Raw genomic sequence first — 20,622 nt, forward strand, 5'->3', positions numbered from 1 at the left:
GTGCATCACAGCACCCGCGACAGGAACGCACGCGTACGCGGATGCGTCGGTGCGTCGAGTACGACGGCCGGCGGCCCGGCCTCGACGATGCGCCCGCGCTCCATGAACAGAACGTTGTCCGCGACTTCGCGCGCGAAACCGATCTCGTGCGTGACGATCACGAGCGTCGTGCCCGAGCGCGCCAGCTCCTTGATCACGTCGAGCACCTCGTTGACGAGCTCGGGATCGAGCGCCGACGTCGGCTCGTCGAACAGCAGCACCTTCGGGCGCAGCGCGAGCGCCCGCGCGATCGCGACGCGCTGCTGCTGGCCGCCGGACAACTGGCGCGGATACGCATCGGCCTTATCCGCGAGACCGACGCGCGCGAGCAGCGAGCGGGCGATGCGTTCGGCCGCGTCGCGCGTGACGCCGCCGACGACGACCGGCGCCTCGACCAGGTTTTCGAGCACGGTCAGGTGCGGGAACAGGTTGAAGTTCTGGAACACCATCCCGACGGCCGTGCGCCGCGTCAGCACGTCGCGTTCCTTCAGTTCGTAGAGCACGTCACCGTCGCGGCGATAGCCGATCAGTTCGCCGTCGATGTCGATGAAGCCGTCGTCGACGCGCTCGAGATGGTTGATCGTGCGCAGCAGCGTCGACTTGCCCGAGCCTGACGGCCCGACGATCACGGTCACGCTGCCGCGCGGCGCGACGAACGACACGTTGTCGAGCACGCGCTGCATGCCGAACTGCTTCGATACGCCATGCACGGCCACTTCGCCGCCGGCGCGTGGAGCTACGACGGTCGCGGCGTCTTTCTCGTCCTGGGGCCGCGCGACCGATGCCGCGTGACGGGACGCGACACGCCGCCACAGCACGCCGAGGCGCGCAAGCGCGAACGTGATGACGGACGGAGGCGGGTTGCGCAGCGCCCCGCGCGCATAGTGCCGCTCGACCTGCACCTGGATGGCCGACAGCACGGTCAGGATGATCAGGTACCAGACGGTGGCGACCATCAGCAGCGGAATCACTTCGAGATTGCGGCGATAGATCACCTGCACCGTATAGAACAGCTCCGGCATCGCGAGCACGTAGACCATCGACGTGCCTTTCGCGAGCATGATCAGGTCGTTGAACGCGGTCGGCAGGATCGCGCGCATCGCCTGCGGCAGCACGATTCGCGTAGTCTGGCGGCCGCGCGGCAGCCCGAGCGCGGAGGCCGCTTCGAGCTGGCCCTGGTCGACCGCGAGAATGCCGCCGCGGATCACCTCCGCGGAAAACGCCGCGTGGTGCAGCGTGAGGCCGAGCACGGCCGCGAGGAACGGGCTGATCAGGTCGGTCGTCGGCGTGTCGAACCACACGATGTCGGTGAACGGCACGCCGAGCCGGACATGCTCGTACAGGTAGCCGAGGTTGTTCAGAATCAGCAGCAGCACGATCAGCGGAATCGAGCGGAACAGCCACACGAAGGTCCACGCGCTCGCCGACAGCAGCCGCGAACGCGACAGCCGGGCCAGCGCGACGAACGCGCCGAGCACGAGGCCGAATACCGCGCCGAGCAGCGTCAGCACCAGCGTGCGCGCGAGCCCCGACAGCACCGGCGGCGACAGGAACCATTCGGCGAACACCGGCCAGCCCCATTGCGGGTTGCCGAGAATCGAATGCAGGACGATCGCGATCAGCGCGACGGCGAGCACGGTGCCGACCGTGCGCGACCGGTGGCGCGCGGGCACGATCCGGAAACGCGTGCCGGCGTCGCGCGCGCCGGGGGAAGAGAGCGGCGGCAGCGCGCCGCCGAGGTGGGTCGTGTCGCTCATGTCGGTGGAGATCCTCGAATCGGTCGGGCGGGCGCGCCGCGCACGGGCGGCGCGGCGGCGGGTGTCAGGCGTGCGCTTCGGCCGCGGTTTCGTGCGACGCGCCAGGCACCGCATGGCGGCTGGCCTTGCGCGGCAGGCCGAGGTGGTCGCGCAGCGTCGCGCCGGGCAGATCGCGGCTGTAGCGGCCGCGCGCCTCGAGCGCCGGGATCACGAGTTCGACGAAATCCTCGACCCCCTGCGCCTGCACCGCAAAGCCGAGGATGAAGCCGTCGCCGGCACCGGCGTCGTGCCAGCGGATCAGCTCGTCGGCGACGTGCTCGGCCGTGCCGATGAAGTTCGGGCGCGGCGTGGCGACCGCGAGCGCCGTCTCGCGCAGCGACAGGCCTTGCTGTTTCGCGTCGGCCTTGATCCGGTCGGTGGTCGAGCGGAAGCTGTTGCGGCCGAGCTCGCCGAGTTCCGGGAACGGTGCATCGAGCGCGTACTGCGTGAAATCGTGGTGATCGAAATAGCGGCCCAGATACGCGAGCGCCTCGTCGATCGTCAGCAGGTTGCGGATCGCCTGGTATTTGTCCTCGGCCTCGGCCGCCGTGCGGCCGACGATCGGCCCGATGCCGGGGAAGATCTTCACATCGCTGCCTTGCCGGCCGTGCTCGATCGCGCTCTGCTTCACGCGCCGCGTGAACGCGGCCGTTTCGTCGAGCGACGGCGAATGCGTGAACACGGCATCCGCATACTTGCCCGCGAGCCCGATGCCGGTGTCGGACGAACCCGCCTGGAAGATCACCGGCTGCCCCTGCGGCGAGCGCTGGATGTTGAGCGGGCCCGCGACCTGGAAGAAGCGGCCGTGGTGGTCGAGCGTATGGAGCTTGTCGCGATCGAAGAAGCGGCCGGACGCGCGGTCGCGCACGAAGGCGTCGTCGTCCCAGCTGTCCCACAGGCCCTGCACGACGTCGAGGTATTCGTCGGCGATCTCGTAGCGCAGTTCGTGATCGGGATGCGCCTTGCCGAAGTTCTTCGCGGTGCCTTCGAGCGGCGTCGTCACGACGTTCCAGCCCGCGCGCCCGCCGCTGATCGCATCGAGCGACGCGAGCTGGCGGGCGACCGTGAACGGCTCGCTGTACGACGTCGAGATCGTGCCCGCGAGCCCGATCTTCTTCGTCGCGACCGCGAGCGCCGACAGCACGGTCAGCGGCTCGAAGCGGTTCAGGAAGTGCGGGATCGACTTCTCGTTGATGTAGAGGCCGTCCGCGACGAACGCGAACGCGATGCCGGCGGCTTCCGCCTTGCGCGCGATGCCGATCGCGAAATCGAGGTTGATGCTCGCGTCCGGCGGGTTGCTCGGGTGCCGCCATGCGTTCATGTGGCTGCCTGCGCCTTGCAGCATCAGGCCGAAGGGGATCGATCGTCGGGTCGTCATGGGAGCGTTACGCGTTCTGGTCAGGGGAGAGGGAGCCGTCGGCCGCGAGGGCCGCCTGCAACGGTGTAGCCGACAGCGCGCCGCCGAGCCATTCGGCCGATGCGAGCCGCGCCGCGTAGTCGGTCACCGGCGAATCGATCACGAACGCATCGACGTCGAGCCGCCGGCTCAGAGCATCGAGTGCGCGGTGCACACGCTCGGGCGTATCGGCCAGCACCGTCGGGCGCAGCTCGTCGATCCGGTAGTCGGACGCGCCGCTCTGCCGCGCGAACTCGGCGGCTGCCTGCGCGCTGGCGAGATTGAAGCTCTGGCCGCCCGCGAATTGCAGCTTGAAGATCTTCAGCGGCCCGATCAGTTGCTCGGCCTCGTCGCGCGTCGGCGCGGCCACCGCGTACAGCGCGACCAGCGGCCGGGTGCCGCCCGCGCTGCGGTACGCGTCCAGCGAGCGTTCGAGGTTCGCGTCGTCGCCGTTGAAATGCCCCGCGTAGCAGAAGCGCCAGCCGTTGCGCGCGGCGAGTGCGCCGCTGTCCGGCGAGCCGCCGAGCAGGATGCGTTCGGGCGGCTGCGGCGGCACGGGCAGTGCGACGGCACCGGCGAGCGGGTGATCCTCGGCGACGCCCCAGCCGAGAAACGCATCGAGTTCCGCCAACAGGCCCGCGAAGTCCGGCTTGCGCGCCTTGTCGTGGAACCACTGCAACGCGCGGGTGGTCAGCGGCAACCCGCCGGGTGCCTTGCCGACGCCGAGATCGACGCGGCCCGGCGCGAGCGCGGCGAGTACCTTGAAGGTCTCGGCAACCTTGAACGGGCTGTAGTGCTGCAGCATCACGCCGCCCGAGCCGACGCGGATGCGCGACGTATGTGCGAGCAGATGCGCGACGACGATCTCCGGCGCCGAGCTTGCAAAGGCCGGCGTGCCGTGATGTTCGGCGACCCAGAAACGCTCGTAGCCGAGCTGTTCGGCGCGTTGCGCGAGCGTCGTGGTGAAGCGCAGCGCATCGGCGGCGTTCGCGCCGTCGGCGATCGGACTCTTGTCCAGCAACGAAAGCGAATAAGACATGGTGGGCGGCGTTCCTGCGTGAGCGTGAAGTGAGCGGGAATGGACGGTGAGCGTGCGCGGCGTTCAGCTCTTCGGCAGCCCGGGCGGATTCGTACGCGACTGGTCGATCGCTTCGGACGCGAGGTTCCAGCGGTCGAGTACCTGCTGGTAGCGGCCGTTCTTGATCAGCCCGTTCAGCGCGACGGTGAGCGGATCGGCGAGCCCGCTGCCGCGGCGCGTCGCGATCGCGATGTCGGCCGTGCGCGGCCAGCCGCCGCTGATTGCGCCGACGAGGCGCGTCTTGCCTTGCTGCGCGCTCTGGTACGCGAGCACCGAGTTCACGCTGAACACGGCATCGGCGCGGCCCGACTGCACGGCGACGATGCGCATCGCCTGGTCGTCGTAGTACTGGATCTGCACGGGTTTCAGCCCGTGAGCCACGTTCTCGCGATCCCACGCGAGCAGGATCTTTTCCTGGTTGGTGCCGGCGTCGGTCACGACGCGCAGCCCGGCGACGTCCTTCGGCTCGCGGATCGCCTGGATCTTGCTGTCGTTGCGCACGTAGAAGCCGACCTGGTCCTTGCGGTAGGTCGAGAAATCGAACTTCTGCTTGCGCTCCTCGGTGACGGTGACGTTCGAGATCACCGCGTCGACTTTCCCCGATTCGAGCGCGAGCGGCCAGTCGGCCCATGCGAGTGCGACGATCTTCAGCTTGCGGCCGAGGCTGTCGGACACGAGCTGGCCGACGTCGGCGTCGAAGCCGATCACCGTGCGCGCGTCGGTCGCATACGAGCTGATCGGTGGCAGGCTCGGCGCAACGCCGATCGTCAGCGTGCCGGGTTCCGCGAACTTGAACGACGCGGGCACCGCGCGCTCGACTGCCGCATCGGCTATGCCGCGCGGGCGGCCGCGCTGTTCGGGGCTCAGGTCGAACGTCGCGGCGGCCGCGGCTGCGGCGAACGCGGTCAGGCCGATCAGCGCGGCGGCCAGCGTGCGCGCGGCACGGGAGGAAAGCGGTACGGCTCGTTGCATGAAAGCGTCCTGTGGTGGCAAGCGGAGATCGGAGGGAAAGAGGGGGCGGGCGCGGTCAGCGCGGCAGCACGGGTTCGGGCACGGGCGCCCACAGGTCGGCCAGCGTCGACGTGCGCGACGGATCGGCGAGATCCTTGCCGAACCGCAGGTGGAAATACGCTTCCGGGTCGATCGACGAATCGAACAGCCGCGTATAGCCGGTGCGGTCGTACAGCGCCCATGCCTCGGGCTGGCGAAAACCGGTGGTCAGGTAGACGCGGCGATAGCCTTGCTGCGCGGCGCGCAGTTCGAGCGCCTCGACGATGACGCGGGCGAGGCCCTGGCGGCGCAGGTCCGTGCGGGTCCAGATGCGTTTGAGCTCGGCGGTCTGTGCGTCGTAGCGCTTGAATGCGCCGCCGCCGATCGTCTCGCCGTCGCGCAGCAGCAGCACGAACGCGCCTTCGGGCGGCGCGAACAGTTCGGCCGGGTAGCGTGCGAGCTCATCGCGCGCGGACGCGTGGCTGTCGGGGCGGTACGCGTTGTAACGGGTCGAATATTCGTCGATCAGCGCGTCGATCAGCGGTTGCGCGCGGACGTCGAGCGGCGTCGTGTCGATGATGCGGTCGGTCGTGGCCATGGGCATCGCGAAGGGCGCGCGATGCGGACGTTCCTGGCGGGGTGCGGGCACGCGGCCCGTCCGGTCTGTTCCGTTATCGCGACGCGGTTGTCGTGATGGCGGCGGCCGGTGCGAATCCTGCTGCGATACAGATGGCGGGCCGCCGCCGTTTTGAACACGTTAGCGGCGCGGCCGGCAAAGGCGAACGAAGCAATTTCGATAAGGATTTCGCGGCGGGCGTCAGAAGGCTTGCAGCGGGAGTGGGGTGAGTGTGGCGGGGGGAGTGCGCATGCGTCGAAGCCGGTGCTCGACGCATGCGCGTGCCGCCTTGCGAGCGCCTATGCCGCTCGAACTTCGGCGAGCAGATCGGGGTGACGATCCAGGATCTTCAGCAATTTCACGAGGGCAAGCGGCGGATTCGTCTTGCCTGTCTCGTAACGGGAGAACGCGTTGACGCCGCCGCCGAACAGCTCGGCAGCCTCGCGCTGATCCAGCCTCAGCTTCTTGCGCACCTTCGCGATGTACTTCGGGTCGACGATGGTGGCGTTCACCTGCTTGTTGAACTCGGTGATCGCTTCGCCGAGACGGGTGGCCTCGTCGAGCTCCAGTACCGACTCTCCGCAGGCCGGGCAGAAGTCGCCGGTGATGTCGCGGACGACAGTCGACTGACCCTTGTAGGTATAGGGGATATCGCGTGTGTCGCGGACCAGCTTGGCGGCGCCGCATGCAGGGCATTTCATTTTCATCGCTCCTTGAATGACACGATCAGCACATCGTCGATCACGGTCAGTTTCAGGTGCACGTCGCCACGCACCGTGAAAGGCCGGTAGACGTCCTGCCAGATCGTGTGGTCGGCGTACGTCGTCATGCTCTTGTGGAAGTCGAGGTCGGTCAGCGATAGCACGACATCGAGCGCCTCCTTTTCCGTGAAACCCAATAGTCGGGCGCCGAGCACCGCACTCGCGGTCAACCGGACCTTGCCGGATTCGACGAGCGCCTTGACGCGGGGCAGCTTGCAATGAGGCGTTCTCTTTTCCATCTGCGATACTAACCAAGTAAGTTAATTTGTCAAGTTGGTTAATGGCGAGCGCATGCCGTCCGCCATGACTGGCAGACAGCAAGGAACAGAGATGGGTCCGGATTCAGGCCGTCTGGCCGATGCTCGGGGGCGCCGACAGCTCCGCCAGCTGGAACAGGCAATCGCCGCGCTGTACTTGCGCGGGCACGCGCTTGCACACCACTTCGCCGTCACCCTTGAAGCGGTGCAGCACCGGCTCGCGCAGCGGCGTATCGGGGAAATGCACCCACGCGGCCGGCTGCCCAGCCTTCACCTGGTCGCCGAGTTCGACGAGCGGCTCGTACAGCCCGCGCTCGTACGCGTAGACGAAATGGCGGTCGCCGTCGACACGCATGAAGCGCGTAGTGGTCGGCGGTGCATCGGGCACGAGCGCGCCGTGCAGCAGGCCGATATGGCCGAGGTAGTGCAGTAGCCCGTGGCGGCCCATCCGGATCAGCGAAGGATCGGCCATGCCCGCACCGCCGAGTTCGGTCACGATCGAGATCGCGCCCTGCCGGCGCGCGGCCGATGCCGAATGAACGGGATTCGGCGCGTGCAGCAGCCCATTGTGCAACCCGAACGCGACCAGCAGCCCGTTGAGCTTCACGGCTTCGTCGGCGTCGAGCGGATCGATCGCGAGCATGTTGCCGCCCTGGTACAGCAGCGAGCTGCCGCCCGAGTGCAGGTCGACCAGATACTGCGCGCGAGACAGCAGCACATGCTCAATGTAATGCGCGATCATCTGCGTCGGCGTGCCGGTCGGATCACCGGGGAAGCTGCGGTTCAGGTTGCCTCCGTCGAGCGGTGACACGCGCAGGCCCGCATCCGCCGCCGGGAAATTCGCCATCGGCAGCAGGATCAATTGCCCGCTGACCATCTCGGGTTCGATCTCGCGCATCAGCTGCGACACGATGATCTGGCCTTCGTACTCGTCGCCGTGGTTGCCGGCCATCACGAGCGCGACCGGGCCGTCGCCGTTGCGGATCGACACGATCGGGATCGGCAGCCAGCCGTATGCCGAGCGGTGTACCGAATGCGGCAGCCGCAGGTAACCCGCGTGCTTGCCTGGTGCGTCAAGATCGATTTCGCAGTGGATGGGATTGCGATGTGAGGAAGAGGCGGTCATGGCGGCATCGTTCGATGAACGGAATCTGCCATCTTATCGGGAAACGACCGCCGCGCGGCGCGCCGGGCGAGCGCAACGCCGAACGCCATCAAGCGGCAAACGCATGGATGCGTACGGGCGAGTTGCAAAGCCGATACGCGAGACCCCGTGCGATGTTGCAGCGGTGAACACATGCCGGCACGCCGGCCGGCCGCATTCGGGTGTGATGTTTCGCGCCGGCCCCTTGCCGCGGCAGGGCCGGCGCGCGCAACCGGCTTACCGGCCCGATGTTTCAGCTTCGAGACGTCCTTCTTCCCACAGTGCCCAGAAACGGCTGCCGGCGCGATACGGATTCGCGCGGTGCGCGCCGTGATCGGCGACGCCCTGGCGGAATGCGCCGTACAGCGTCAGCGGCGGATTGTCGACGCATCGGGCTTCGCGCGCGGCCGGCATGCGGCGTTCGGAAACGAGCCGGCGGATCAGCGAGGCGCCGTCGATCACATCCAGTTCGTCGATGGTTTCGCTGCGGCTGAGGACTTCGACGGTATTCATGTTGGGTCTCCCTGACAACCTGTTTCCATGACAAGGAGCAATAAGAGTGCCAGGCTCGAAAAGCCTTGCGCTGCTTCGATCGTGCCGGCTTCTGCAGCCAATGTGACGGGTGGCGAGCGGCGATGTTACGGAACACGTCACGTGACACGCGAACGCGCGGCGCCACGTGCGACCACGCAAAGCGTTTCGGAATTGAATCGTCGGGAGGAGGCGGAGAAGGGTGAAAGCCGGCTGCGCAGCCGGATCAGGTCGCGGTGGCCGGCGTGACCCGGCTGCTGCCGCTCGAATAGAAGCGGTAGATTCCCTTGCCGGCCGACTTCGCGTCGTACAGCGCGCTGTCGGCCTGCCGGATCAGTTCATCGGGGGAGCCATGTCCGTCGTCGAGCGCGATGCCGATGCTGATACCCAGGCTCACGGTCTCGCCGATCGACAGGGTGTACGGCGCCGAGATCTGCCGAATGATGCGTGCGGCGAGGATCGAACACGCGTGCATCGTCGTGTCGTCGATCGCGACGACGAACTCGTCGCCGCCGATGCGCGCCGCCAGCTCGCCGGGCGGCAGTGTCTTGCCGAGCCGCTCGGCGACCTGGGTCAGCACGTCGTCGCCGGCCTGGTGGCCGAACCGGTCGTTGATCGCCTTGAAGCCGTCGAGGTCGAGATACATGACGGCGAGCGCGGGGCCCGGCATGCGCGGCCGGCGCGCGAGCATCCGCTTGAGCTGGGCATGCAGTTCGTGACGGTTCGGCAAACCCGTCAGCGCATCGTGCCGCGCGAGATGCCGGATGTGCTGCTCGGTCTGGCGGCGCGCGGTGACATCCTCGACGATGATCACCGCGTTGCCGTCCGGCACGCGGTGGCGCGTCAGTTCGAGCTGGCGGCCGTCGGCGAGCACGACGTCGAGCGGCGCGGGTTCGTCGCAGGTCAGCCAGAGCTCGCACTGCGCGGCGAGACTGGCGCCGCCCGGATCGGTCGCGTCGTTCGCGCCGAGCACCGCGACGACGGCAGGCAGGGGCGTATCGAGCATGATCTCGCGCGGCGAGCCGAACAGTTGCGCGGTGCGCCGGTTCGCGACGATCACGCGCCGTTCGCCGTCGATCATGCACAGGCCGTGCGGCATGTAGGTGAGCGCGGCGTCGAAGCGCGCGACGAGTTCGGCGTTGCGCTGGCGCGCGGCGATCAGCGCGACGAGCACGCGATAGTGACGCTGGACGACCGTGCGCATCGCGGCGAGATAGATCGCGAGCGGCGGCAGCAGCAGCCACGCGCCCGACCGGTGGGCCAGGAGCGCACCGACGCCGATCGGCAGCACGCCGAGCGTGACCTGCATCATCGCAAGCCGCGGCAACGCCGAATTGCGTGACGCGATCCCGCCGAACACGCCGCCTGCGACCATCACCGACAGCGTGCCGAGCTCGACGTCGACGGCCTGCACGCAGCCCATCACGCCGAGGCCGAGCACGAAGCATGCGACGAGCGACACGGGCGCGTAACGCATCGCCCAGTATTCGGCGCGGTCGTCACCGGCGTCGCGCTGAACCGTGTATGCACGCGCGATCGAGAGCCGCGCGATGAGCAGGCCGGCGTCGACGATCAGCCACGCGAGACACCAGAGCTGCTGCAGCCGGATCAGCGCGACGGCCGCGACGAAGCCGCTCGCGAGCCCGGAGAGCGCCATCGGGCGGACGTCTTCGAACAGGGTAACGAGCATCGACGGGCGCAGCGCGGCCGTCACACGGTGGTTGCCGGAGGGAGGAGTGGCGAGAACGGAGTGCAGGAGAGATGTCCTGACTGCCATGGTTTTTGACCTCGACACGGTGTCGCGTGATGTCGCGATGCCTGGCGGCGCCCGCACGGCACATGGCGGAAGCCCGGCCAGGCCGGATGCGCACGACATTACCATGAAACGCGGGCGGCGCGGGTTGCCCGGCAGAGCGGCGCCACTAGTCGTAAACCACGCCCGCGAAAGCCTTGCGCATTCACCGGGGCGGGGGCAGCATCGTTGCGAACGAATGCGGCCCGGCGACCGGCAGGAGACCGGTCGCCACGCACGGTGCGCGTGCGCGCCCGGCGCGGCCGGCATGATCGAAGCCGCTGCAACCGGGTACGCGACGCGGTCGAGTTGCCGCCCGCGACCGGCTGCCGCAGCCCGGCTGAATACCGTTATAAGAAATTCAATAAGTATTTCATGCGAGAAATACTATAGGCGATATATCTAAAACAATGCCAGAATGCGCGCCGCTCCGAACGTCGCGACACCCGATCGCCGTCCGAGCCGCATCAGGAGGTTCCCCCCAATGAAAAACCACGGCCTGTCACGGCGGGGTTTTCTGAAAGCCAGCGTGCTGGCGGGCGTCGCGGTGTATGTCGCGCCCCTGGGCAGCCGCGCATTCGCGGCGCTCTTCGAAGAAAAACTCCTCACCCCCGTCAAATGGGATAGCGTCACCGGCATCCCCCAATTCCGCATCGACGGCATCGCGAAGGTCACGGGCTCGAAAGTGTTCGCCCGTGACGTGCGCGCAGCCGACATGCCGCACTGGCCGCAGCAGCAGTCGCATGCGCTGATCCTGCGCGTCACGCAGGCCGACCGCACGTACGAAGGCTTCGACCTTTCGCTGCTCGGCGACGAGCTGAAGCCGGACCGCGTGGTCACGGCCGACGATCTCGCGCGCGACGGCGTTGCGTTCCCGACGTTCTACGGCGACGACATGTTGCTGCCCGCCGGCAAGACACCCGCGTATCTCGGTCATGCGGTCGCAATCCTCATTTACCACGACTTCGCGCGCTTCCGCTTCGCGAAGAACACGCTCAAGTTCCGCGACGACGTGATCCGCTACGGTGCGGTCACGGGCCCGCTCGAGCGCGATCCGTGGGGCACCTTCCGCTACGTGCGGGTGGGCGGCAAGACGGCCTATGACGACGACGTCTATTCGAGCCTGAAGGATGCGCCGATCTTCCCGAGCATGATGCGCAAGCACCTGCCGGTGTGGCCGGACGGCAAGGAGCACGGCAAGCTCGACGAGCAGGGCATGTTCCTGGCCGGGCAGATCGCCAGCGAACTCGACCATCCGTCGGCCGACTGGCTCGTGTTCGACCGCGAGTACAACACGCAGTCGGTCGATACGTCCGCGCTCGAGCCGGACAACGCGAACTGCTGGTACGACGCCGCGACGCAGTCGCTGCACCTCGTCGTGCCGACCCAGTCGCCGCTCGAAGTGGCGGAGAACGCGGCCGCGATGGTCGCGAAGTGCCGCTTCCCGGTGAAGAAGCTGTTCGTGCATCCGTGCTACACGGTCGGCTACGGTTCCAAGGATCACTTCAACGTGCCGTTCTACGGCCTCGTCTGCGCGCTGTACGCGGACGGCCGCCCCGTGCGTTTCGCGAACGACCGCTACGAGCAGTTCCAGACGTCGCTGAAGCGTCACGCGTTCAAGATGCACTACCGGATCGCGGTGGACCGCAACACGGGCCTGCTGCAGTCGTTCAAGGGCGACTTCGAGGCGAACGGCGGCGGGCGCTCGAATTTCTCGCCGTCGGTCGCGATGGTCGGCGCAACGGCCGCGCAATCGATCTACTACTTCCCGAAGAGCGACCTGGCCGCGGTCGCGATCGCGTCGCGCGCGATCGATGCCGGCTCCGCGCGCGGCTACGGCACGCTGCAGAGCATGGCGGCGACCGAGATGGCGGTCGACGAGATCGCCGCGCAGCTGAACATCGACCCGATCGATTTCCGCCTGCGCAACGCGCTGCGTTCGGGGATGAAGAACACGCAAGGGGCGATTCCCGCCGGCGCGCTGCGCGTCGACGAGGTACTCGAGCGCTCGAAGCAGCATCCGCTGTGGACACGCCGCGCCGCGCGCAAGGCCGAATTCGAGGCCGCGAATCCGGGCAAGCGCTACGGCGTCGGCTTCGCATGCGTGCAGAAGGATTTCGGTACGGGCGCGGAAGCGTCGTTCGCGAAGGTCGAATTCGACGAGAACGGCAAGGTGTCGCTGCAGCACACGGCGGCCGAGATCGGCACCGGGATGTCGACGTCGCAGGCCGTCGCGGTCGCGAAATGGCTGGGCCGCCCGGCGACGGAAGTGCGCGTGGCCGTGACCGAATGGCCGGACCTGCCGGTCGAGACCAGCGGCGATCCGTACCTCATGTCGCAGGCCGACCAGGATCGCCTGAGCGCGAACCCGCGCTGGTCGCCGAGCTATGCGTCGCCGTCGAGCGCGACGAACTCCGCGTACTACTTCACGCACAGCACGCGCGAAGCCGCGCGCGCCGTGTTCCGCTACGGCCTGTGGCCGGCGGCGATGTCGATCTGGACCCGCGGCCTCGGCGGCGGCCAGGCCGCGCCGTATGCGATCCGCATCGAGGACGCGCGCTGGGTCGACGGCAAGCTGACCGCCGACGGCCTCGAGCCGCTGTCGTTCGAACAGCTCGCGAAGCAGGCCTATGCACTCGGCCTGCCGACCGGCGCCGTCGTGCACGTGTTCAACCGCTGGCAGTGGACCGACGCCGAGTTCGAAGTGGGCGGCACGGTCGAGCGTTTGCCGATCGACGGGCTGTCGCTGCGCGTCGGCGCGCCGAAGACGGGCGACAACGGCCCGGTGCCCGGCACCGCCGCGCCGGCCGGCGCGACCGCGATGCGCGGCACGCTGGCGCCGACCGCGAACGGCTACCGCGTGCTGGACCGCAAGCGCGTGTTCATCCCGCCGACGAGCCGCAACAACGCGGCCGTCACGTACTACACGGCGGTCGGCACGCTCGTCGAGCTGGCCGTGCACGAAGCGACCGGCAAGGTCGAGTTGCTCACGCATCACTCGATCATGGAGTGCGGCAACCAGATTTCGCCGCAGCTCGTGTCGGGCCAGTTGCAGGGCGGCCTTGCGATGGGTATCGGCCACGCGTTGCACGAATACCTGCCGCTGTATGAAGACGGCCCCGGCAACGGCACGTGGAACTTCAACCGTTACCAGCTGCCGCGCGCGTCCGACGTCGCCGTCTGGACGCAGACGGGCGACGTGCTGCCGCCGCTGTCCGAGACCGATCCGCCGAAGGGTGTCGCCGAAGTGGTGATGATCCCCGTCGTCGGCGCGATCGTGAACGGGATCGCGCACGCGATCGGCCATCGTTTCACCGACCTGCCGGTGACCCCGCAAAAGATTCAGGAGGTGCTCGCATGACGACCGCCCAAACCGCGGCTTCGGCCGCGAGCGCCAGCGCCGCTGCGACCGGCGCTTCCGCGCCGAGCGCGGCTTCGGCCGCACCGGCATCGGTCCCGGCCGTGCCGGCATCGGCATCTGCGCCGGCCGCCGTCGAGCGTCCGCTCGTCCGGTTCCAGTCGAAACCGCTGTCGATCAATATCAACGGCAAGTCCGTCGGCCCGATGCAGGTGCCGGAAGGGCTGATGATGATCGAGTTCCTGCACGAGTACGCGGGCCTCACCGGTTCGCGGCTCGGCTGCGGGCAGGGCATCTGCCACGCGTGCGTCGTGATCGTCGACAAGCCGGACGGCACGAGCGAGGAAATGCGTACCTGCATCACCGGCGCGCATTTCTTCCACGGCCGCTCGATCCGCACGATCGAAGGTCACGCGAAGCGCAACGAAGCGGGCGAAGTGGTCGAGCTGTCGCCGATCCAGCAGAAGTTCCTCGAGCACTTCAGCTTCCAGTGCGGCTATTGCACACCGGGCTTCGTCAACGCGGCGACCGTGCTGATCGAACGCCTGAAGCGCGAGCCGATTGCGAAGGCCGACGTCGAACGCACGATCACCGAGGCGCTCGATGCGCACCTCTGCCGCTGCACGGGCTATGTCCGCTACTACGAAGCCGTCAAGGACGTGGTGCTGACGACGCCGGGACTCGTGAAGGACGCCGCATGAAACGCACATTCGCTCATCGTGTCGCGCGGGCCGCGGGCCTCCCCGTGTTGGCCGTGGCCAGCGCGTTGCTGCTCGCCGCGTGCGGCGGCCATGACGCACCGGTCTCGAACGCGGCGTCCGGTGCGCCCGGTGCCGACCAGATCGCGCGCGGCCGCTATCTCGTCAAGGCCGCCGACTGCGCGGCGTGTCACACCGCGAAGGACGGCGCGCCGTTCGCCGGCGGCGCGCCCCTCGAATCGCCGTTCGGCACGTTCTACGGCTCGAACATCACGCCGGACAAGGATCACGGGATCGGCAGCTGGAGCGCGGACGATTTCTACGCCGCGCTGCATGACGGCAAGGCGCCGGGCAAGCGCCTGTATCCGTCGATGCCGTACACGTCGTACCGTCAGCTCACGCGTGCCGATTCCGACGCGATGTACGCGTACTTGAAGACCGTCAAGCCGGTCGCACTGGAAAACCGCGAGCACGAGCTGAAGTTCCCGTACAACCTGCGTTTCGGGATGGTCTTCTGGGACATGGTGTTTCTGAAGGACAGCCTGCCCGATGCATCGACGGGCCAGTCCGCCGACTGGCAGCGCGGCCGCTATCTGGCGGGCGCGCTCGGCCACTGCGCGGAATGCCATACGCCGCGCGCGTTCACGGGCCAGCTCGACAGCGCGAAGCCGCTTGCAGGCGCCGCGCTCGGCCGCGTGGCCGCGCCCGACATCACGCCGGCGGGCCTCGCCGCGCGCGGCTGGACGGGCGCCGACCTGCAGACGTTCTTCGGCGTCGGCATCGCGCCGCAAGGCTCGGCATTCGGCGAAATGTACCCGGTCGTGCACCTGAGCACGCAGTACATGACGAAGGACGACCTGCGCGCGCTGTCGGTGTACCTGCTGGGCGATACGCCGCCCGCGCCGCAACCGGTGAAGCCGGTGTCGGCCGACGCCGCGCAACTTGCGGCCGGCCGCTCGGTGTATCTCGCGGTCTGTGCGGGCTGTCACGGTTTCGACGGTGAAGGCAAGCCGCACGTGGCGGTGCCGATGAACGGCAATTCGACGGTGCGTCAGGGCGACCCGCGCAACCTGCTGGTCGCGATGCTCGACGGCATCGGCGAGCAGAAGTTTGCCGGGTTCGAGAACCTGCAGCCGATGCCCGGTTTCGCGCACACGCTGAGCGACGACGAACTCGCACAGCTCGCGAACTACCTGCGTGCGACGTGGGGCGGCCAGCCCGCGAGCGTCACGCCGGCCGACGTGAAGGCCATGCGTTAAGTCGTGCCGCAGGGCGGGGCGTCGCGCGCGATTCAGCCGGTTTCCGGTGCTCGCGCGCGACGCGTCGCCCGATTTTTTGCGGCGGTTCTTCAGTAGCCGCCGCCTCCTCCGCCACCCCCTCCGCTACCTCCCGCGCCACCGCCGCCGTACCGGCTCATGCCCGGTCCTTGCGATACGCCGCGATCCGACGACGTACATCCCGCCGACAGCACGAGCACCAGCGCCGCGATCAGCGCCGCGGCCAACGTTGACGATTTCATTTTCCGCCTCCTTGCCACGCGCAGGCCGCGGGAAACCCCGGTTCGCGTGAACCGCGCGTCTGCACGCTGACGAAACGTTTCGGGCAGGCTGTTTATTCCATGTGTTTTGATTGCGGATCGTCGAACGCAAAGGGGCCGGACCGGAGCCATCGCACCGTGCCTTGGTACACTCCGGCACGCCGCCATTCCGATTCCGACTACAAAAAACATGAGTGCTACCTCCGAACGTCCGCCATCGCGTCCGTCCCATCCCGTCGTGCTCGGCTGCATGTCGTTCGCCGTCGGCGGCCCGCTGGTCGCGGCGCTCGTCTGGCCCGGCGTGATGCTGATTGCATGGTCGTTGATCGACGGCCCGTCGTGGGACGTCCTGAAAGTCAGTGCCGGCATGGTGCCGATGATTTTTATCGCGTCGTTCGTATTCGGCTATTTCCTGCCCGCGACGGTCGCGGGCGGCATCATGGGCGCAATCGGCACGCGGATCCGGCGGCGCTGGTACGTACTGCTGGGGATGGTTGTGGGCACCGCCACGATGATCGGCTACGTGCTGTTCCAGACCTGGCTGATCAACGCCGACAAGGTTGGCGACATCAACGCGATCGCCACGATCGATGCGATCGTGACGTCGGCGGTGTTGTCGAGCTGGCTCCATCGGCGGCTCGAACGCCGGCGTTGAGCGCGACGCGGGGTGAGGTCGCGTGCGTGAGCGGCGACCCGTATGAACGGGACGAACCGAACGGTACCCGTGACCGCAACGGCGGCCCGCGCGCTGTCATGCTTCACTGGTTGCGGATGCCGCCGTCACGGCGGCCCGCGATCAACGATAGACGAGATCGGCGCGGCGGTTCTGTGCCCACGAATCCTCGTCGTGGCCGAGCGCGACCGGCTTTTCCTTGCCGAGGCTGACCGCCTCGAGTTGCGTAGCCGGCACGCCGAGCGTTTCGAGCCCGCTCATCACGGCTTGCGAACGGCGTTGGCCGAGTGCGAGGTTGTATTCGGACGTGCCGCGTTCGTCGGTGTTGCCCTGGATCAGCACGTGCCGCGCCGGGTGGCTGCGCAGGTAGTCGGCGTGCGCCTGCAGCAGCGACTGGTATTCGGGCTTGACGGAGTACTGGTCGAAATCGAAGTAGATGCTGCGCTTCGCGAGCGGGCTGTTCGGATTGTCGAGATCGTCGGCCGTCACCGTTGCGACGGCTTCGCTGGAGGGCGTCGGCGCGGTGCCGGCATTCTCGGGCGTCTTCGCCGCATGGTGGCAACCGGCCAGCAGTACCACGGTTGCCAGGACCGCAAATCGGTTCGTTTTGCTCATCGTTCGCCTCCAGCGGTTGACTGCGTTGAACGCGTGGGACGTGCGATCGGCACGTCCGTATCCGGCCGCAATGGCGCGAAAGGTCCGGCATCCACGACGCGAATCATGTTCGTAAGCCGGTGGTGCGCCATATGAAAGAGTGTTGCGACCGGAACGCCAAATCTCGGCGTCGCTGCAAACAGATTAGGAAAAATGTCACAGCGTGACCAGTTTCTCCGCATTTATTTGCGCGGACGAGACAGATAGGCCGGCATTCCTGCCGTCGCGCGGGGCGATGCCACAGCGAAAAAGGCCGCGCACGGGCGCGGCCTTTCCGGCTCGGGGCATGACGTTCGAGCGGTGCTGGAAATGCGTGCCCGACACGGTCGGTGCAGCAGCGTTGCGCTGCGCCGCCCCGTGTTGCACCGTCAGAACTTGTGCCGCAGCCCCAGTGCGACGACGACCTGGTTGCTGTTTGCCGACGGCGTCAGCGTCCAGACGGTCGCGTTGAACGCGGGATTGCCGTTGCCGCCGCTCACGCTCTGGTAGACGCCTTCGAGATACGCATCGGTGCGCTTCGACAGCGCATAGTCGGCTTGTGCGACGACCTGGTTCCATTTCGGGCGGGTCTGGCCGGTGCGCGTGTCGAAGCGGCCCATCGTGTACGTGTACGCGGCCGAGAGGCTCAACGCACGCGTGACGAAGAAGCGCCCGTCGACCGTGAAGTTGTCGAACACCAGCGATTCCCCCTTCAGCGGCGCGATGCTGCCGCCCTGGAGCACGCCCGTCACGCCGTCGGTGGTCGAGTGCGACCATGCGGCGCCGACCGAATGCGGCCCGAACGCATACCGGCCGGCCGCGGCCCAGATCTGCTGGTTGCCGCCCGTGATCGTCGCCGAGCCGTCGACCGTGCTCAGCGCGCCGTTCGGGTTAGGGGCATTGCGGTCGCGGCTGATCTTCAGGTAGCCGGCGCCGAGCTTCAGCGGCCCGTTCGCATACGACACGCCCGCGCTCCACGCCGCGTTGTTGGAGAACTGGCCGGCCGTATTCGAGAACCCGTACATCGCGCCGAACGTCAGCCCGCGGTACGTCGGGCTCGTGTACTTCACCGCCTGGTTGATGCGGAGGTTGCGGTTCGAATCGTCGTTGTCGTACGGATGCACCGCGAGGTTGCCGCCCCAGCCGGGGCCGGACGCGCCGAGCGGCGTCACGAAATCGAGGATCAGGTCGTACTGGCGGCCGAACGTGAGCGTGCCGGCCGTCTGCGAGCTCAGGCCGATCCATGCCTGGCGGCCGAACATGTCGACGCCTTTCTGCGACAGCGCGCCGGTGGTGCCCGAGAAGCCGTTTTCGAGCGTGAAGACCGCGGCCGTCCCGCCGCCGAGATCCTCGCGGCCGCGCAGCCCCCAGCGCGACGCGTTCAGTGCGCCGCTCGTCATCGCGACGGTGCCGCTGCCCGGCGAGCCGGCGCCGTGCGTGCGCTGGTTGGTCGCGTAGGTGATCGACGTGTCGATCAGGCCGTACAGCGTCACGCTGCTCTGTGCGTGTACACCGCCCGACGCGAGGGCGGTCAGGCAGGTGGCGATGGCGGTCCCCGCGAGTCGAGTGCTGGCGTGCTTGTTCATCGTGTAGGAATGCATAGGAGTTTTTATCGTTTTCCCGGCCCGGTGGCCGGCGGATCGAGCGGCCATTATTGGAGATCGTGTGGCGGTCGATTAAGGCGTTGCACAGGAAAGGTCCTCTGCGAAATCGCGCAGAATCGCGGCGCGGCGGCAACAGGAGGATGTGCGTGTGCGACCGCGTGCGGGGCCGGCGCACGAAGCCCGGCCCCGCGTTCGTCAATGCGGTGCAACCAGGCGCGGGTCGATATACGCGTCGATGTCCTGCGACTGCTTGTACACGGCGTTGCGCACGTTGAACGCATTCGCGTTGCGCGTCGAGCCGTAGATCGAGTCGAGCCCGTCACCCTTGCGGAACGCGCGCTTCGCGGCAGCCTCGTCGAGCAGGTGCGTGCCTTTCAGCAGCGGGAGGTATTGCTCCGGCGCGAGCCCGACGCGTGCGGACATGATCCTGACCGCGTCGGCCTGCGTCTTCGGATCGTTGATGTAGGCGACGCAGCGATACCAGACCTTGATCACCTTGGCCCAGTCGGCACGGCGCGCGGCGAGGCTCGCCGGCGCGACCGTGATCGCGTCGTAGATCAGCCCTGGCGCATCCGCCGACGTGAAGATCGCGCGTGCGCCCGGGGCGCGCTTCAACGCCTCGCCGGCGTTCGGCTGCCACGCGGCCACCGCGGCAATGTCGGTCGATGAACCGAGCACCTGCGGCAGTTCGTTGGTTTTGGCGTTTACGAGCGTCACGTCGCCGTCCTTCAGCCCGTGCTGTTGCAGCGCGGTTTCGAGCAGCAGGTGATCGACGAGACCGAGTTCGACGCCGACCTTCTTGCCCTTCAGCGCCTCGACGCTGCGCAGCGGCGGCTTGGCGACGATCATGTCGTTGCCGGCGGAATAATCGGTGAGCAGGATCATCACGTTCTTCGCGCCCGCCGCGCCCGTCACGAGCGCATCGCCGTTCGTTGCCGCGACCGCGTCGAGCTTGCCCGCGGAAAACGCGTCGAGCGATGCCGAGTAATCGAACCATTCGAAATCGACATCGACGCCGGCCTCCTTGAACCAGCCCTTGTCGAGCGCGACCTGGAACGCGACCCAGCCGGGCCAGTCGCTGTAGCCGATCTTGAGCGGCGCTGCCGCGTGCGCGGCGGGTGCCATGAGTAGCGTGGCGGCCGTGGCAGCGGCCCCCAATGCGTGACGGACGGAACGGCGGGACAGCAGGCGGCGGAGCGCCAGGGCGGGGCGGGTCATCGTTTTCTCCAGGAGACCGGGATCGGGATCGTCGATACGGACCATGCCGATGCACGGTCCGGCCGCGTGGCCGGTTCCTGCGGATGCGGAACGAATGAAGCGGCCACGGAGAGGCGCGACGGCCGTTGCCATCGCCAATCTCCCGGGCTTTTGTCCCGCCGTGTAGCGCGTGCGTGTCCGGTCTCGCGATCGGACGAACCCGCGCCGGGCTGCTCTCGGACCAGACGTTCGATGAACCGGAACCCTAGCACCCCTAAGATGCGACGCCGCCGCACCTCTCGGCGTCATGCCGAGCGAGAAGCGTGCCAACGGCGCGCGGCGGGTGGACTCAGCGGCGGCGCGACGTGCGCTGCAGTTCGATGAAGCGGGCGGAGAAGAGCGCGCTCAGCGCGCGCCGGAGCAGGTCGAGCTTGTTCATGAGGTGTCGCGTAACGAGTGAAGGTGCATGCATCGAGCAATGCCCATGCCATCGCCGATCGTGTCGTGCAGGCGGGCGCGGCG

At 67.8% G+C, this 20,622-nt stretch carries 18 protein-coding genes and 1 riboswitch; of the genes, 4 read left to right on the forward strand and 14 right to left on the reverse strand.

Features of this window, described 5'->3' with window-relative positions; genetic code table 11:
* Nucleotides 1–5: 5 nt before the first annotated feature.
* The 10 genes from BCO18175_RS16890 to BCO18175_RS16935 all read right to left on the reverse strand — a co-directional run bounded on the left by BCO18175_RS16890 (nucleotide 6) and on the right by BCO18175_RS16935 (nucleotide 10,385).
* A complete protein-coding gene (locus BCO18175_RS16890) occupies nucleotides 6–1,796 on the reverse strand; it encodes an amino acid ABC transporter permease/ATP-binding protein (protein WP_174982614.1) in 1,791 nt (596 codons plus the stop codon).
* 64 nt (nucleotides 1,797–1,860) lie between these two features.
* Nucleotides 1,861–3,213: an LLM class flavin-dependent oxidoreductase gene (locus BCO18175_RS16895; RefSeq protein ID WP_174982616.1), complete on the reverse strand. Its 1,353-nt coding sequence runs from the start codon at nucleotides 3,211–3,213 to the stop codon at nucleotides 1,861–1,863.
* 7 nt (nucleotides 3,214–3,220) lie between these two features.
* Nucleotides 3,221–4,270, reverse strand: a complete 1,050-nt coding sequence (locus BCO18175_RS16900; protein ID WP_174982618.1) for an LLM class flavin-dependent oxidoreductase — start codon at nucleotides 4,268–4,270, stop codon at nucleotides 3,221–3,223.
* Between the two features lie 63 nt (nucleotides 4,271–4,333).
* Nucleotides 4,334–5,281 carry an ABC transporter substrate-binding protein gene (locus tag BCO18175_RS16905; RefSeq protein ID WP_174982619.1) on the reverse strand — a complete coding sequence of 316 codons (948 nt, stop codon included), beginning with the start codon at nucleotides 5,279–5,281 and terminating at the stop codon, nucleotides 4,334–4,336.
* A gap of 55 nt (nucleotides 5,282–5,336) precedes the next feature.
* Nucleotides 5,337–5,897: a GNAT family N-acetyltransferase gene (locus BCO18175_RS16910; protein WP_174970102.1), complete on the reverse strand. Its 561-nt coding sequence runs from the start codon at nucleotides 5,895–5,897 to the stop codon at nucleotides 5,337–5,339.
* A 317-nt stretch (nucleotides 5,898–6,214) separates the two neighbouring features.
* Complete coding sequence (locus BCO18175_RS16915) at nucleotides 6,215–6,616, reverse strand: type II toxin-antitoxin system MqsA family antitoxin (protein WP_174915582.1); 402 nt, start codon at nucleotides 6,614–6,616, stop codon at nucleotides 6,215–6,217.
* A gap of 2 nt (nucleotides 6,617–6,618) precedes the next feature.
* The gene (locus tag BCO18175_RS16920) at nucleotides 6,619–6,915 is read right to left on the reverse strand and encodes a type II toxin-antitoxin system MqsR family toxin (protein WP_174982621.1); all 297 of its coding nucleotides are present in this window, start codon (nucleotides 6,913–6,915) and stop codon (nucleotides 6,619–6,621) included.
* 103 nt (nucleotides 6,916–7,018) lie between these two features.
* Entirely contained in the window at nucleotides 7,019–8,059 is a 1,041-nt protein-coding gene (locus BCO18175_RS16925; RefSeq protein WP_174982623.1) for a succinylglutamate desuccinylase/aspartoacylase family protein, read from the reverse strand.
* A gap of 255 nt (nucleotides 8,060–8,314) precedes the next feature.
* Nucleotides 8,315–8,590 (reverse strand): hypothetical protein, encoded by a 276-nt coding sequence (locus BCO18175_RS16930; RefSeq protein ID WP_174970106.1) that lies wholly within the window; start codon nucleotides 8,588–8,590, stop codon nucleotides 8,315–8,317.
* 244 nt (nucleotides 8,591–8,834) lie between these two features.
* The gene (locus BCO18175_RS16935; protein ID WP_174982625.1) at nucleotides 8,835–10,385 is read right to left on the reverse strand and encodes a sensor domain-containing diguanylate cyclase; all 1,551 of its coding nucleotides are present in this window, start codon (nucleotides 10,383–10,385) and stop codon (nucleotides 8,835–8,837) included.
* Nucleotides 10,386–10,884: 499 nt separating this feature from the next.
* On the opposite strand from BCO18175_RS16935, the gene BCO18175_RS16940 reads away from it, so the two are divergent.
* From BCO18175_RS16940 to BCO18175_RS16950, 3 genes are read left to right on the forward strand one after another with little or no spacing between them, the layout of a single operon-like run.
* Nucleotides 10,885–13,761, forward strand: coding sequence for a xanthine dehydrogenase family protein molybdopterin-binding subunit (locus tag BCO18175_RS16940; protein ID WP_174982627.1), 2,877 nt, complete (start codon nucleotides 10,885–10,887; stop codon nucleotides 13,759–13,761).
* Complete coding sequence (locus BCO18175_RS16945; protein ID WP_174982628.1) at nucleotides 13,758–14,459, forward strand: (2Fe-2S)-binding protein; 702 nt, start codon at nucleotides 13,758–13,760, stop codon at nucleotides 14,457–14,459. Before BCO18175_RS16940 ends, BCO18175_RS16945 begins: the two co-directional genes overlap by 4 nt.
* Nucleotides 14,456–15,715, forward strand: a complete 1,260-nt coding sequence (locus BCO18175_RS16950) for a cytochrome c (RefSeq protein ID WP_174982630.1) — start codon at nucleotides 14,456–14,458, stop codon at nucleotides 15,713–15,715. Before BCO18175_RS16945 ends, BCO18175_RS16950 begins: the two co-directional genes overlap by 4 nt.
* Nucleotides 15,716–15,804: 89 nt before the next feature.
* Here BCO18175_RS16950 and BCO18175_RS16955 read toward each other — a convergent pair whose 3' ends face one another.
* Nucleotides 15,805–15,975, reverse strand: a complete 171-nt coding sequence (locus BCO18175_RS16955) for a hypothetical protein (RefSeq protein ID WP_174970111.1) — start codon at nucleotides 15,973–15,975, stop codon at nucleotides 15,805–15,807.
* 208 nt (nucleotides 15,976–16,183) lie between these two features.
* Between BCO18175_RS16955 and BCO18175_RS16960 the strand changes: the two genes are divergently transcribed.
* Entirely contained in the window at nucleotides 16,184–16,648 is a 465-nt protein-coding gene (locus tag BCO18175_RS16960; RefSeq protein ID WP_174982632.1) for a hypothetical protein, read from the forward strand.
* 141 nt (nucleotides 16,649–16,789) lie between these two features.
* Here the strand turns inward: BCO18175_RS16960 and pal are convergent, their stop codons facing one another.
* From pal to BCO18175_RS16975, 3 genes are all read right to left on the reverse strand, one after another.
* The gene (pal, locus tag BCO18175_RS16965) at nucleotides 16,790–17,281 is read right to left on the reverse strand and encodes a peptidoglycan-associated lipoprotein Pal (protein ID WP_174982634.1); all 492 of its coding nucleotides are present in this window, start codon (nucleotides 17,279–17,281) and stop codon (nucleotides 16,790–16,792) included.
* 407 nt (nucleotides 17,282–17,688) lie between these two features.
* A complete protein-coding gene (locus BCO18175_RS16970) occupies nucleotides 17,689–18,900 on the reverse strand; it encodes a porin (RefSeq protein ID WP_438820502.1) in 1,212 nt (403 codons plus the stop codon).
* Between the two features lie 198 nt (nucleotides 18,901–19,098).
* Nucleotides 19,099–20,121: an ABC transporter substrate-binding protein gene (locus BCO18175_RS16975; RefSeq protein ID WP_174982635.1), complete on the reverse strand. Its 1,023-nt coding sequence runs from the start codon at nucleotides 20,119–20,121 to the stop codon at nucleotides 19,099–19,101.
* Between the two features lie 137 nt (nucleotides 20,122–20,258).
* A riboswitch (guanidine-I (ykkC/yxkD leader) is annotated at nucleotides 20,259–20,380 on the reverse strand.
* Between the last annotated feature and the right edge of the window lie 242 nt (nucleotides 20,381–20,622).

Source organism: Burkholderia lata (genome assembly GCF_902499335.1).
Lineage (GTDB): Bacteria > Pseudomonadota > Gammaproteobacteria > Burkholderiales > Burkholderiaceae > Burkholderia > Burkholderia lata_B.